The following is a 12,503-nucleotide window of genomic DNA, read 5'->3' on the forward strand; positions in this document are numbered from 1 at the left end:
GCGACTCGCATCCCACCTTTACCTAATTTAAATCCTAAAACCAAGAATGAAACGCTGGCACTGTTGCATGGGATTTATGCCGGCCTGATTGGTTTTAGTACAGTGCTGTTTTTATATCTTGAATATCAGCAATCCAGTATTTCCATGCTGAGTTTAGGTGTGGTGTTGCTACTTTTAGGCTTGCTGATGTTTTTTAATATACAGGCCAGTATTAAGGTGAAGCAGGGTAATGGATCAGGGCGGACATTATCCAGAGTGATGGCAATCCTCATGCTGTTCAGTTTTCCGATTGGGACAGTATTGGGTGCGATTGCATTATGGAAATCCAGCGCACGACAATGGCAGAACTAATTCGTCATGTATAGAGCGAGCTGGTGTTGAAGATTGATGTTTGTGCCTGAAAATGCTGAACTCCGGGTCATAAAAAGCCTCTGAAAATCAGTTAAAGTAAGGGAATGACTTGCTCAGCCAAATATAATCAGGGATTTGTTATGACCACGACGCGCTATGCCAACATTTTAAAGCCACTGCATTTGGGTTTTACCACCATTAAAAACCGGGTGGTGATGGGGTCGATGCATACTGGTCTGGAAGACCGCTTCTATAACTATCCTAAACTGGCTGCGTATTTTGGTGAACGAGCAAAGGGTGGCGTAGGTCTGCTGATTACAGGGGGAATATCGCCAAACCGTCAAGGCTGGTTGTTGCCGGCGGGTGGTACCATGAATACCTTGGGGGACATTGCACCGCATCGTCTGGTAACGCATGCAGTGCATAAGCATGGCGCCAAAATTCTTTTGCAAATTCTGCATGCCGGACGCTATGGCTATCAGCCTTTCGTGGTTTCAGCCAGCCCGATCAAATCGCCGATTTCTCCTTTTAAGCCGCGTGAAATGTCAGATAAACAGATTCTGAATACCATTCAGGATTATGTGAAAACTGCCAGCATTGCCAAAAAAGCCGGCTATGATGGCGTGGAAATCATGGGTTCGGAAGGCTATTTGCTGAATCAGTTTTTAAGCCGTCATGTTAATCAACGTGCCGACCGTTGGGGTGGCCCGATCGAAAACCGGATGCGTTTTGCCGTAGAAATTGTTAAAGCGATTCGCGCTGAAATTGGTGAGAAATTTATTATCTGTTTCCGTTTGTCACTTCTCGATTTGGTACATGATGGCAATACCATGCAGGAAGTGATTACCGTAGCTAAAGCTTTGGAAAAGGCAGGAATTACTTTGCTCAATACCGGGATTGGCTGGCATGAAGCACGTATTCCAACTATTGTGACTTCCGTGCCTCGAGCTGCTTTTGTCGATTACACTTCTGAAGTTAAGAAACATGTTTCGGTGCCGGTGATTGCCTCTAACCGGATCAATATGCCAGACACTGCCGAGGCGATTCTGGCCTCTGGTCAGGCAGATATGGTACAGATGGCACGTCCACTTTTGGCCGATGCTTTCTGGGTCAACAAAACCGCAACCAATCGTGTTGATGAAATCAATACCTGTATCGCCTGTAATCAGGCTTGCTTGGATCATACCTTTAAAAACCAGCGCGCAACCTGTCTGGTCAATCCGCGTGCCGCTTATGAGACCGAACTGGTCTATGTCAAAACCAAAAAACCGAAAAGTATTGCAGTGATTGGTGGTGGTGTTGCAGGTCTGTCAGCGGCTACTGTCGCAGCCAGTCGCGGGCATGATGTCACTTTGTTTGAGGCCAGTCATGAAGTAGGCGGGCAGTTCAATCTGGCTAAAGTGATTCCGGGGAAAGAAGAATTTCACGAAACGATTCGTTATTTTAAAGTGCAGCTAGAAAAAACCGGAGTTGATCTGCGTCTCAATACCCGAGTCAACCGCGAGCAGTTGGAGCGTGAGGGTTTTGATGAGGTGATTGTGGCTACAGGGGTTGTGCCGCGTGCCTTGAATATCGAAGGCAGTCAGGCACCACAAGTATTATCTTATGCAGAAGTGCTACGTGGCGCACCTGTCGGTGATCGTGTTGCGGTTATTGGCGCAGGCGGGATCGGTTTTGATGTGTCCGAGTTTTTATTAAAGCCACCGCATCAAATACAGCCGCAACCTGTGGATGAGTGGAAGCGTGAATGGGGTGTAGATTCTCATCCAGATTATGTGACTGAAGGCGGGTTACAGCGTGCTGAAGTAGAACCTCCAGTACGGGAAATTTATCTATTACAACGTAAAAAGACACCGCTTGGCGCAGGACTAGGCAAGACTTCAGGCTGGGTACATCGTGCCCAATTAAAAAAACATGCCGTGCGGATGTTGCGCGGTGTGCAATATAAATCTGTCACGGATGAAGGCTTATGGATTGAGGTAGATGGCCATGCTCAATTATTGCGTGTGGATAGCATTGTGGTATGTGCAGGTCAGGAATCGGTAAAAGACCTGATGCCGAGTGCTGGGGAAAATACCTTGGCGCAGTATCATATTATTGGCGGTGCAAAACTGGCTGCTGAACTCGATGCCAAGCGCGCCATTCGTGAGGGAGCGGAATTAGCAGCAAAACTGTAAGGATTTGATGAAACTATATGCAGTTGATTGCATTCACTGTAATTTTCACTTGTCAGCCGGACAAAAGCTCCGTATTATTGCGCCCATGGAAGCGTGGCAGAGCGGTTTAATGCACCGGTCTTGAAAACCGACGAGGGTGTGAGTCCTCCGTGAGTTCGAATCTCACCGCTTCCGCCAAATTTTAAAAACCCCAGTCGAAAGATTGGGGTTTTTTTATTTCTATGATTTTAATAAAACGATTTAAAATAAGCTGATAGCGAACAAAGTCAAAATTTTAAAATTCCATAATTAATAAATATTCTTTAATTGCCTACTTCAATTTTGATTAATGCCAACGCAATTCTTTCCACATGTTGGTAAGCCGGTTGTTCCAGTTCTTCACCAAAAATATCCGGGTCAATTTCTTCATAGGACCAGATTATATTTTGATGCTGTTTCATCAAATCTTTAAGATGCTGCAAAAACAGATTGCCATGTTCAGTCACGGTCACACCGGTATATAGAAATAAATGTCCGCCAGAATTCAGGCGCTGTAGACCTTCTTTTATAATCCTGAATGATAAATCACAGCCATCCAGCGCATTACCGCCATGACGATATTGACGTTGTTCGGGATCAATTAAATACGGTGGATTAGCAAAAATCAGATCAAATTTTCCATCAAGATTGGAAAATAAATTACTTTGAACCGGATGAATATGGTTTAAGCCGGCAAAACTGATATTAATCTGGCTATAGAGCAAGGCTTTGGGATTCAGGTCTGCAACCATCATTTCATTCACATCTGGAAAATGTCTGGCAATGCTGATCGCGGCTGCTGAAGTGCCACAACACATTTCCACGACCCGTTTAAAAGGGCGAGGCTGAGCAGCTAGATATTGCTTGAGATGATAGATAAAGCGATACGTATCCGGACCGAAAAATACCGCATCTTGCTGAGTGGTTGGAAAAGCTGAATGAATAAAGAGTTCGCCATCGAGTGAAGAAACCCGAACCTGACTCAAGTATTGATCTCCCTGAACCTGTAGAAGCTGATGTTCTTGCAATAATGTAAAAAGGGCAGAATCAAGATCAGTTTTTTTAAAGTTTAGATTCCAGCCAAAGATATCCTGATGGGTTCTGTGCTTATAAATTTCATTCTTTTTTCGATTCAGAATTCGCTGGTGGGAAAGCGGTGTAATGGTCGTAAACTGATAATCTTGTTGTTTTAAAAAGGCTAATAAATAAAGCAAAGCTTGCTGCGGGCTGCTTTGAATCTCTAAAATTTGGTTCATACGGATATGCTCTTCTATTTATTTAACCTACATGAAAAGATTAATTCACTTTATGCCTGCAAAAGACAATATCAAACCAGTCGTGAATGATCAAAGCTATACAGCACTGGATTCCATGGAAAGGGATCAGTTTATATTCACCTAAATAATGCATTGCTTAGGTAAAAATGTGATGAGAATTGGTTGGATTTGTATAGGTCGTAGGCATAATTTTATTGGTTAAGCAGCCTTATTATGATTTTGCGAACTATTATTTTTTATTCATGATTATACGTATAAAAAATGGCTATTAATCACTGGGATCAATAGCCATTAGAGCTGAGAGCTTTAAAAGCTTAGTTAGGTACTTCCGGCAAATCAAACCAGATCACTTGCGCATCTTCGCTTGCTTTAATTTCTGTATCATCTAGAAAAGCAATTGCGCCGCCAGCTTCAACCTTATGTTCAGCGATCTGGACAGTGCCAGAAACAACATGTACATAATTAATATGCTGGGTCGCTTTCACTTCCAGACTTTGGCCTTGCTGAATCACCGCAGTTCTGACTTCGGCATTCTGACGAATATGCATCGGTGCATTGTCATTCGGACCACAAATCAAATGCCACTGGTTCGGTTGCTCATGCGGGTCAAGACGGATTTGCTGATAGTTCGGCTTGGCATCACGTTCATTTGGAATAATCCAGATTTGCAGTAAATGGACCTGTTCGTCGCCTTGGTTCATTTCACTGTGCCGCACACCTGTTCCTGCACTCATCAGTTGCCATTCACCCGCAGCGATTCCGCCATGATTGCCCATGCTGTCCTGATGGGTAATGGTTCCTTTCAGCACACAGGTCAGGATTTCCATATTGTCATGTGGATGCGTTCCAAAACCCTGATGTCCATCAATCAGGTCATCATTAATGACACGTAAAGCGCTGACACCCATATACTTTGGGTTATACCAGTTACCAAATGAGAAACTGTGTTTAGACTCCAGCCAGCCCATTTTTACATGACCACGATTTTCGCTAGGATGTAGAAAAGCATTCATGATTTTATCTCGACATTATTTTTAACTTGAGATCATCATACTGTCGTTTTATAACTGAAAAAATCTCAAATAGGCGACAGATCATTGCATTTTTGCAACGACAGAGCTGAAAGTAAACATAAGGAATAAAAAAGCCCGCTCAAAGCAGGCTATTTTTATTCAAATCGGCAGACCGATCATCATTCTAAGAAACGAACCGTTACCCCAGATTTGACTTTACGGCCAAGATCATTGGCATCCCAGTTAGTTAAACGAATACAACCATGTGACGCTGTTTTCGAAATGGTAGACGGGTTTGGTGTCCCGTGAATACCAAATGATTTCTTGCTTAAACCAATCCAGATATTCCCGACAGGACCGTTAGGACCCGGTGGTAAAGATAGTGGTTTTAAGTTTTTACCTTGTACAAAGTTAGAAGGTGAGTAGCTGTACCAAGGGTTTGGTGCAACACCTGTGACTTTATAGGTTCCGGTTGGAGATGGTGTATCCGCACTACCAATGGTGGCAGGGAATGAAGCGATCATTTGATTTTTACTGTTAAATAAGTACAGTTGTTTCGCGCCTTTATGCGCAACAATCAAGTGAATACCTTCAGGCAAGTCATTACGTACATTGCTGACCAGTAATTTTTCACCAACTTTATTAAAGTTAGCATTTGGATTGAGTTTCTTTAAGAAATTCTCATCCATATGGAATTTTTCACTCAACATTTCACTGACACGTGTGTAGTACAGGCCTTTCATTTTCGCCTGTAACGCATAATCTGAAGGAATAGACTTGGCAAATGGGCCTGCCAGATCTTTTTCAGTAATGGTGTATTCAATAAAGGTTGGCTTAGAACCCTGACGTGCCACCAGTTTATCCCAGGTTTCCTGAGTCAAAACACCTGTCGGTTTGATGCCATTCATTTGCTGGAAAGACGCAATGGCTTTTAGTGTGTTTTTACCGCTGGTTCCGTCAATCGCGCCCGGTGATGCATGGGCATTATTCAGCATGACATGCGCACGTGCGTAAACGGGGAATTGACCTGCACCGATATTTTCATACCATTGGGCATTGTTTAAGCCATCTAAAGTCCACGAAGCTTTGGTTGCCGCAGAGTTAGTCGGTGCTTTGGTATTTGGTGCTGCGCCAATAGAAGCAGTCTGATCTTCGGTATCCTGTAGCTCATTCAGTGCTTCAGATGCCTGTTTTAAGTTTTGTTGTTCTTGTGCGGTAATTTGCGCTTCTGCAGGTGCTGCTTGGGCCGCTGAAGCTTCAGTTGCTAATGGATCAATCGGATCTTGCACTGCAACATCAGTCACCACTTGGGGTTTTAATGGTTGTTCAGCAGTAGACGCGGCAAAAACTTGACCTGCGAAAATGCAACCTAGACTCACAGCGAGCATTGTGCGAACGAACATGTAACTCAACCTTAAGAATTATTTCTTTAACTATGTGAAAAAACACTATAAGTATTACAGAAAAAATGTGGAGATGCAGTAGTTGTTTTGTGTAAATCACTAGGTTGCCGTTCAATCCGATCGGTTTTTAAAGTTGCCAGAAGTTATTAAAACTGCGGCCTTTTTGCTATGATGTTGGCAATGTCAAAGAAAGATGGGAATGTGAATGACGACCTTAAAAAATGATCGTTTTCTGCGCGCATTGTTGCGTGAGCCTGTAGATGCTACGCCAGTATGGATGATGCGTCAGGCTGGCCGTTATTTGCCTGAGTACCGCGAAACGCGTACCAAGGCAGGAGATTTCCTTTCGCTTTGCAAGAATACTGAACTGGCCTGTGAAGTAACTTTGCAGCCTTTACGCCGTTATGATCTTGATGCCGCGATTTTATTCTCGGATATCTTGACGGTTCCGGATGCTTTGGGACTGGGGCTGTATTTTGAAGCCGGTGAAGGCCCGAAATTTCACAAGACCATCCGTACCGAACAGGATGTCGCCAATCTGCCTGCATTTAATGCCAAGTCGGATCTGGATTATGTGATGAATGCCGTTTCGACCATTCGTTCAGCCTTGGGCGGTCAGGTTCCTCTGATTGGTTTCTCAGGCAGTCCATGGACTCTGGCGACGTATATGGTCGAAGGCGGTTCAAGCAAGGATTTCCGTTTTACCAAACAGATGATGTATGCGCAGCCTGAAGTTTTGCATGCTTTACTGGATCGTCTGGCTGATGCAGTGACTGAATATTTGAATGCGCAGATCGATGCGGGTGCACAAGCGGTACAGATCTTTGATAGTTGGGGTGGGGCATTAGCACATCGTGAATATATCGAGTTCTCGCTGAACTATATGCAGAAGATTGTCGCTGGTTTGCAACGTGAGAAAGACGGCCGCAAGATTCCGGTAATTCTGTTTACCAAAGGTGGCGGTCAATGGTTGGAACCGATGATTACGACAGGCGCAGATGCATTTGGTCTGGACTGGACCACGCCATTGAATGTCGCTCGTCAAACGGTTGCTGGTCGTGCAGCACTTCAGGGTAACCTGGATCCTGCAACTTTATATGGTTCATCAGAGACCATCATTAAAGCGACAAAAGCCATGCTGGATGATGCCTATGCCAATGGCGAGAAAACCGGTTATGTTGCCAATTTAGGTCATGGTATTACCCAGTGGGTTGATCCGGCGAATCCAAAAGCATTTATTGATACCGTACATGAGTATAGTGCCAAATATCTTTAGGATGTAAACCTTGATCGATCTATTCAAATCAGGGTTTGAATTTACTTATAAGGCAGCTTCGGCTGCCTTATTTGGGATTTTACTCCTGCTCGCTTTTGCGCTGACTGCTTCTATGGGCAGCGATCTCTTCTTTGGTTTTTACCGGTATGACTATCTGCTTTTTTTTGCTTTGCTGATTCAGGTGATATTGCTCTATACCAAACTGGAATCCTGGGCTGAAGCCAAAGTGATTGCGTTATTTCATCTCATGGCCATGGTGATGGAAATCTTCCTGACCCATCCGGCAATTGCTTCCTGGCATTACCCTCAACCCGCAATATTTAAAATCCTGACCGTGCCTTTATTTGCCGGTTTTATGTATTCTGCGGTCGGCAGTTTTTTTGCGCGCTCTTTACGTCTATATCAGGTTTCATTTGAAAAATTGCCGCGTTTTAGCCATATGCTGACATTGGCTGTCTTGTCTTATATCAACTTTATGAGCAAGTTTTTTATTCCCGATTATCGTCTGATTCTATTTGTCTGGAGCGTGCTGATGTTCTGGAAAACCAAAATCCGCTTTCAGTTGAATCAGCATGCTTTTCAGTTGCCGATGTTACCCGTACTGCTGATTCTGGCGTTTATTATCTGGATTGCCGAGAATATCAGTACCTTTTACCAAATCTGGCTCTATCCAAGCCAGATTGAGCAATGGCATATGGTGGGATGGGGCAAACTGGGCTCCTGGTATTTGTTGTTATTGCTGAGTCTGGTGTTGGTGCTGAAAATTTTGGGACAGCGTAATTCACAAGGCGATTGGGCGCTCAAAGAACAGTAAAATCAATCAGGTTATGTTTATGTAAAGCATACATTTTTTCAATTGCGCCAAACTTGACTTGTCGCTACTCTGCTGAGTATGTAATTTAAATTACATTATTAGAGTAATAACAAAGATTGCATGAGAATAATTGGAGAATAACTATGTTGAAAAAAATTATGCTGGCGGCGGTATTGGCGACAGGTTCAAGCATGGCGATGGCTGACCGAGATGTCGGTTGTGGTATCGGAAGCCAGGTGTGGGCGGGTCAGTCTGGTATTATTCCTAAACTCTTTGCAGGTACGACCAACGTTCTGTTCACGAATCAGTGGCTCGGGATCACTTTTGGTACCTTGGGTTGTAGCCAGGGCGGTACCGTAACCGCTCAAGTGGTGACCTTTACCAATGAAAACGCTGAAGCATTGGCGCGTGATATGGCAGTTGGAGAGGGTGAAAGCCTGAATGTTCTGGCTGAACTTTTGAATATTAAATCTGAAGATAAAGCTCGTTTCTTTAGCGTTTCCAAGCAGAATTTCTCTGAAATTTATTCCGAAGAAAACCAGAATACATTACAAGTTTTAAGCACCTTACAAACTGTGATGGCCAAAGATGAAGTATTGAAATCCTACATCTGATCCGCACCTCAAAAACCCTGCTGTTCTGGCAGGGTTTTCTTATGACTAAAAGAAATTGATGAGAATAAGTTAACTGAATGAAATATGCGTTCTTCATGTTGGGCCTGACATTCAGCCCTTTAAGTTTTTCTAGCGAAATTAATCCAGACATCCAGCATTATATCGCTCAGGCCGAAACTCAGCATCTGGATCAGAGCACTACCTGGCAACGTCTCATGTATGCCAATCCCCAAGGTCATAGCGAGGTTAACTATTCGGGCTATTTCCTGGCAGAGCAGGGAAAAACTGCTCTAAAAAAAGAAATGCAGCATAACATTCAGGCTTTATTCCTGAGCGCAGAGCCGAATCAGTCCGTCCGCTGTAAGTTTCCTGCACGCAGCAGCTGGTTAATGCAGCAATTGAATATTTCCGAGCAACAATTGCCTGCGGTCAGTTGCCCGGATTTGGATAAATGGATTGGCGAGGTCAAGCCTTATCAGGCAACCCTGATCTATGCCACGGATTTTATGGGTAATCCCAGCTCGATGTTTGGTCATACCTTGTTGCGTCTGGACCCTAAAGACCAGCAACAACTCAATCTGATTTCTTATGCGGTCAACTATGCTGCGACGGTCGATGGCAATGACAACTGGTCCTTTGCCTGGAAAGGGCTGACTGGACAATATCCGGGTGAATATTCCCTGATGCCGTATTACCGTAAGGTTAAAGAGTATGGTGACTTTGAAAGCCGGGATTTATGGGAATATGAATTAAACTTAAGCCCGCAAGAAACCAGGTTTTTAGTACAGCATCTCTGGGAAATGCAAAATGTAAGTTTCCCTTATTATTTTATTAGTGATAATTGCGCTTATCGCCTACTGGGACTTTTTGATCTGGTACGTCCCGAGCTAAATCTACAAAAACAGTTTAATTCGACTGCGATTCCGATTGAAACACTGAAAGTCGTAGAACAGCAGGGCTTGATCAAACAGAAAGTTTACCGTCCAGCGCTTGAAACTCAATTGCTGGCTCAATCCAGACAGCATGGTAAAGCGCTGGCAAAAACTGCGCATCAGCTGGCTTATGCAAAAACAGGTGTAATGCCTTCAATTTTGCAGCCTTATCCGGCAGAAGATCAGGCCAAAATTCTGGAAATGGCCTATGATCATTTATATCTGGACTTTCTCCGACAAACAGTCGATAAATCATTTTCCCAGCCACGTTTTCGCAAGTTATTAGGCTTAAGAAGTCAGCTGAATATCGAGAAGCAGCGTAAAGCGCCTGAACGTCCAAAAATAGACCCGGTACAAAGCCATCATGCACGGAATATCAGTCTTCAGGCCGGACAGGTTCAGGGTGAATCCTTTGTCCAGCTAGGGCATCGGCAGGCTTATCATGATCTCATCGACCCGCAAGGCGGTTTTCGAACCGGCACACAATTGCTGTTTCTGGATGGGGCTTTGCAATATCGTGACAGTGAACTCAAACTGGAGCATCTGGATCTATTGACTGTCAATTCCTATAACCCCGTCAATCCGTTTAATACGCCATTGTCCTGGGGTTTTAATCTGGGCTGGCAACAGGAAGCACTGAATGCGCATGGCCAGTTTAGTGAAGATGAGCAGCATGGCGTTGCCAGCTTAAAAACTCAGGGTGGTTATAGCTGGGCAAATGCCAGCCGTGAACATCTATGTTATGCACAAATGCAAACTCAGCTACAGGCAGGCAAGGCACTGGATCAGGGCTGGCGCGTAGGTGCAGGCCCTACTGTGGGGTGCCAGAATATCTGGAGCGATCAGATCAACAGTCTGGTGCAGGTGGAACTGCCTTATTGGGAAGATTCGCATCGCTGGCAGCTGAAACTGAATACTGAAATCCAATATGCATTCAATCCACAACATGCACTTCGGCTGTCTTGGGAATATCAGCAACAACAGTCCAAAGACTGGGATCAATGGAGTCTTGGTTTGATCCGGTATTTTTAAGATTTAGTTAAAACTGATCAACACTATTCATAAAGTGCTGTGTATCTGTGAGGCTACCGTTCGGTTTTCCCTTGCATAAAAAGATTAGCTGGGTTTGGTGCAAATAATCTGGTCGATATTTTAGGAAAAATACCTGATATTTGTTATATTTGTCACATAATGTGAGTGCAAATTGCAAGGTTTTGGGGGACAGACAGTATGAATAATGAATGCATGGCAAGACTGGCCGAGCAATGGGAACAGATCTGTCAAAATTATTCATCTGATGACTTATTGCATGCCTTTCACTTTATTCAAGATCATTCCCTGATTCTGGTGGAAGAATTCTATAAAAACATGCTCATTGAAAAGGAATCTGCAGAATTCTTTTCTGATGACTTGATTCAACAGCGCTTGCGCGACACTTTAAATGCCTGGCTACTTGAAAGCTTTAGTGTAGGAATTAATAAACGCTATGCCGATGCCGTGCAGAAACAGGCGATGGTGGGGCATGTGCATGCGCGTGTCGGAATTCCGTCCTGGCTGATCATGCGCGGTGTACGTGAAATTGAGCGTAAAATGTTTGAACTGCTGGATGAGAATCCTCACCACAGTATGTTGACCACCTGCAGTTATATTGTCCAAATCATGGGATTTGCCACAGAAGTCATGTGCCGATCTTATGAAGCCAAAACAGCCATGAATCAGGAAATTAAACACAGTTATCGTGTTTTTTCAGCGATGCAGGATGTGGCCGTACAAAAAGATAAACAGCGCAGCTCATTGCTGGACTGGGAAAATGAGCTCATGTTCAAGGTCTTTTCTGAGCATGAGAAATTGAATCATCCGATGCTGTCCAAGTCTGAGTTCGGTTTATGGTTTATCCATAAAGCCTCTTATGCTTTTACCGGTTCTGACCAGGTCGATTTAATCATTGAACGAATTTATCAAGTCGATGAACTTAATCAAGAGATCATGGACTGTACGGACAAAAACAATATGCTGGGACTGATCCAGCGAATCCGTGACTTGAACCGTGAGATTCAGTTGTTGGTAGATCAGTTATTTCAGGTGGCCGAATATATTGAATCAGGTAATGATTCATTGACCCAGTTATTGAATCGTCGTTATTTGAATACCATTATTTCACGTGAAATCACTTTTTCCCGTAAGAATCATACGCCTTTGTCTTTACTTGCCATTGATGCTGATTATTTCAAAAGTATTAATGACAAATTCGGACATGCAGCAGGTGATCTGGCTTTGAAATTTCTGGCCGAAGCATTGCAAAAATACAGTCAGGGCAGTGATTATGCTTTCCGGGTCGGCGGTGAAGAGTTTTTGCTGTTACTGGTGGATACTGATGAAAAACGTGCCCTGAATATTGCCGAAAGTGTGCGTAAATATATTGAAAATGGCATGATTAATTCGGCACAAGGCCAGCAGTTTAAATTTACGGTCAGTATTGGTTGTGTGCTTTATGATGGACATCCGGATTATCAGCGCTTCCTGAACGCGGCAGATTCTGCTTTGTATATGGCGAAGAATAACGGGCGTAACAGGGTCTATATGGCTCATCAGTCCTTGAACCCAACCGCACAGCCGCTCTCGGTTTAA

The 12,503-nt window shown here is 43.9% G+C and carries 10 protein-coding genes and 1 tRNA gene; 8 read left to right on the forward strand and 3 right to left on the reverse strand.

What is annotated here, in order from left to right; translation table 11 throughout:
* The 3 genes from ACNPNW_RS10935 to ACNPNW_RS10945 all read left to right on the forward strand — a co-directional run.
* The coding region (locus ACNPNW_RS10935) for a hypothetical protein (RefSeq protein ID WP_448766971.1) at nucleotides 1–351 on the forward strand (351 nt) is incomplete at its 5' end.
* Between the two features lie 140 nt (nucleotides 352–491).
* Complete coding sequence (locus tag ACNPNW_RS10940; RefSeq protein ID WP_448766972.1) at nucleotides 492–2,528, forward strand: 2,4-dienoyl-CoA reductase FMN-binding domain-containing protein; 2,037 nt, start codon at nucleotides 492–494, stop codon at nucleotides 2,526–2,528.
* A gap of 87 nt (nucleotides 2,529–2,615) precedes the next feature.
* Nucleotides 2,616–2,705 (forward strand) — tRNA-Ser (locus ACNPNW_RS10945).
* 125 nt (nucleotides 2,706–2,830) lie between these two features.
* On the opposite strand, the gene ACNPNW_RS10950 is transcribed toward ACNPNW_RS10945, so the two are convergent.
* The 3 genes from ACNPNW_RS10950 to ACNPNW_RS10960 form a co-directional block, all read right to left on the reverse strand.
* Nucleotides 2,831–3,802, reverse strand: a complete 972-nt coding sequence (locus ACNPNW_RS10950) for a methyltransferase (protein WP_423089770.1) — start codon at nucleotides 3,800–3,802, stop codon at nucleotides 2,831–2,833.
* A 335-nt stretch (nucleotides 3,803–4,137) separates the two neighbouring features.
* Nucleotides 4,138–4,836 carry a pirin family protein gene (locus tag ACNPNW_RS10955; RefSeq protein ID WP_423089769.1) on the reverse strand — a complete coding sequence of 233 codons (699 nt, stop codon included), beginning with the start codon at nucleotides 4,834–4,836 and terminating at the stop codon, nucleotides 4,138–4,140.
* A gap of 179 nt (nucleotides 4,837–5,015) precedes the next feature.
* A complete protein-coding gene (locus ACNPNW_RS10960; RefSeq protein WP_423089768.1) occupies nucleotides 5,016–6,239 on the reverse strand; it encodes a L,D-transpeptidase family protein in 1,224 nt (407 codons plus the stop codon).
* Nucleotides 6,240–6,444: 205 nt separating this feature from the next.
* Between ACNPNW_RS10960 and hemE the strand changes: the two genes are divergently transcribed.
* The 5 genes from hemE (at nucleotide 6,445) to ACNPNW_RS10985 (ending at nucleotide 12,503) form a co-directional block, all read left to right on the forward strand.
* The gene (hemE, locus tag ACNPNW_RS10965; RefSeq protein ID WP_423089767.1) at nucleotides 6,445–7,515 is read left to right on the forward strand and encodes a uroporphyrinogen decarboxylase; all 1,071 of its coding nucleotides are present in this window, start codon (nucleotides 6,445–6,447) and stop codon (nucleotides 7,513–7,515) included.
* A gap of 10 nt (nucleotides 7,516–7,525) precedes the next feature.
* Entirely contained in the window at nucleotides 7,526–8,329 is an 804-nt protein-coding gene (locus ACNPNW_RS10970; protein ID WP_423089766.1) for a DUF817 family protein, read from the forward strand.
* 143 nt (nucleotides 8,330–8,472) lie between these two features.
* Nucleotides 8,473–8,943, forward strand: coding sequence for a DUF3015 family protein (locus ACNPNW_RS10975; protein ID WP_004279577.1), 471 nt, complete (start codon nucleotides 8,473–8,475; stop codon nucleotides 8,941–8,943).
* A gap of 77 nt (nucleotides 8,944–9,020) precedes the next feature.
* On the forward strand, nucleotides 9,021–10,907 hold the full coding sequence (locus ACNPNW_RS10980; RefSeq protein WP_423089765.1) for a DUF7840 domain-containing protein: 1,887 nt from the start codon (nucleotides 9,021–9,023) through the stop codon (nucleotides 10,905–10,907).
* A gap of 198 nt (nucleotides 10,908–11,105) precedes the next feature.
* Entirely contained in the window at nucleotides 11,106–12,503 is a 1,398-nt protein-coding gene (locus ACNPNW_RS10985; protein ID WP_423089764.1) for a diguanylate cyclase, read from the forward strand.

The organism is Acinetobacter endophylla (genome assembly GCF_053543775.1).

What these genes read in the sequence shown, in the direction of transcription:
- ACNPNW_RS10985 (WP_423089764.1), top strand. Translation starts at nt 11,106, where the DNA reads ATGAATAATGAATGCATGGCAAGACTGGCCGAGCAATGGGAACAGATC.
- ACNPNW_RS10940 (WP_448766972.1), top strand. Translation starts at nt 492, where the DNA reads ATGACCACGACGCGCTATGCCAACATTTTAAAGCCACTGCATTTGGGT.
- ACNPNW_RS10975 (WP_004279577.1), top strand. Translation starts at nt 8,473, where the DNA reads ATGTTGAAAAAAATTATGCTGGCGGCGGTATTGGCGACAGGTTCAAGC.
- ACNPNW_RS10960 (WP_423089768.1), bottom strand. Translation starts at nt 6,239, where the DNA reads ATGTTCGTTCGCACAATGCTCGCTGTGAGTCTAGGTTGCATTTTCGCA.
- ACNPNW_RS10955 (WP_423089769.1), bottom strand. Translation starts at nt 4,836, where the DNA reads ATGAATGCTTTTCTACATCCTAGCGAAAATCGTGGTCATGTAAAAATG.
- hemE (WP_423089767.1), top strand. Translation starts at nt 6,445, where the DNA reads ATGACGACCTTAAAAAATGATCGTTTTCTGCGCGCATTGTTGCGTGAG.
- ACNPNW_RS10980 (WP_423089765.1), top strand. Translation starts at nt 9,021, where the DNA reads ATGAAATATGCGTTCTTCATGTTGGGCCTGACATTCAGCCCTTTAAGT.
- ACNPNW_RS10950 (WP_423089770.1), bottom strand. Translation starts at nt 3,802, where the DNA reads ATGAACCAAATTTTAGAGATTCAAAGCAGCCCGCAGCAAGCTTTGCTT.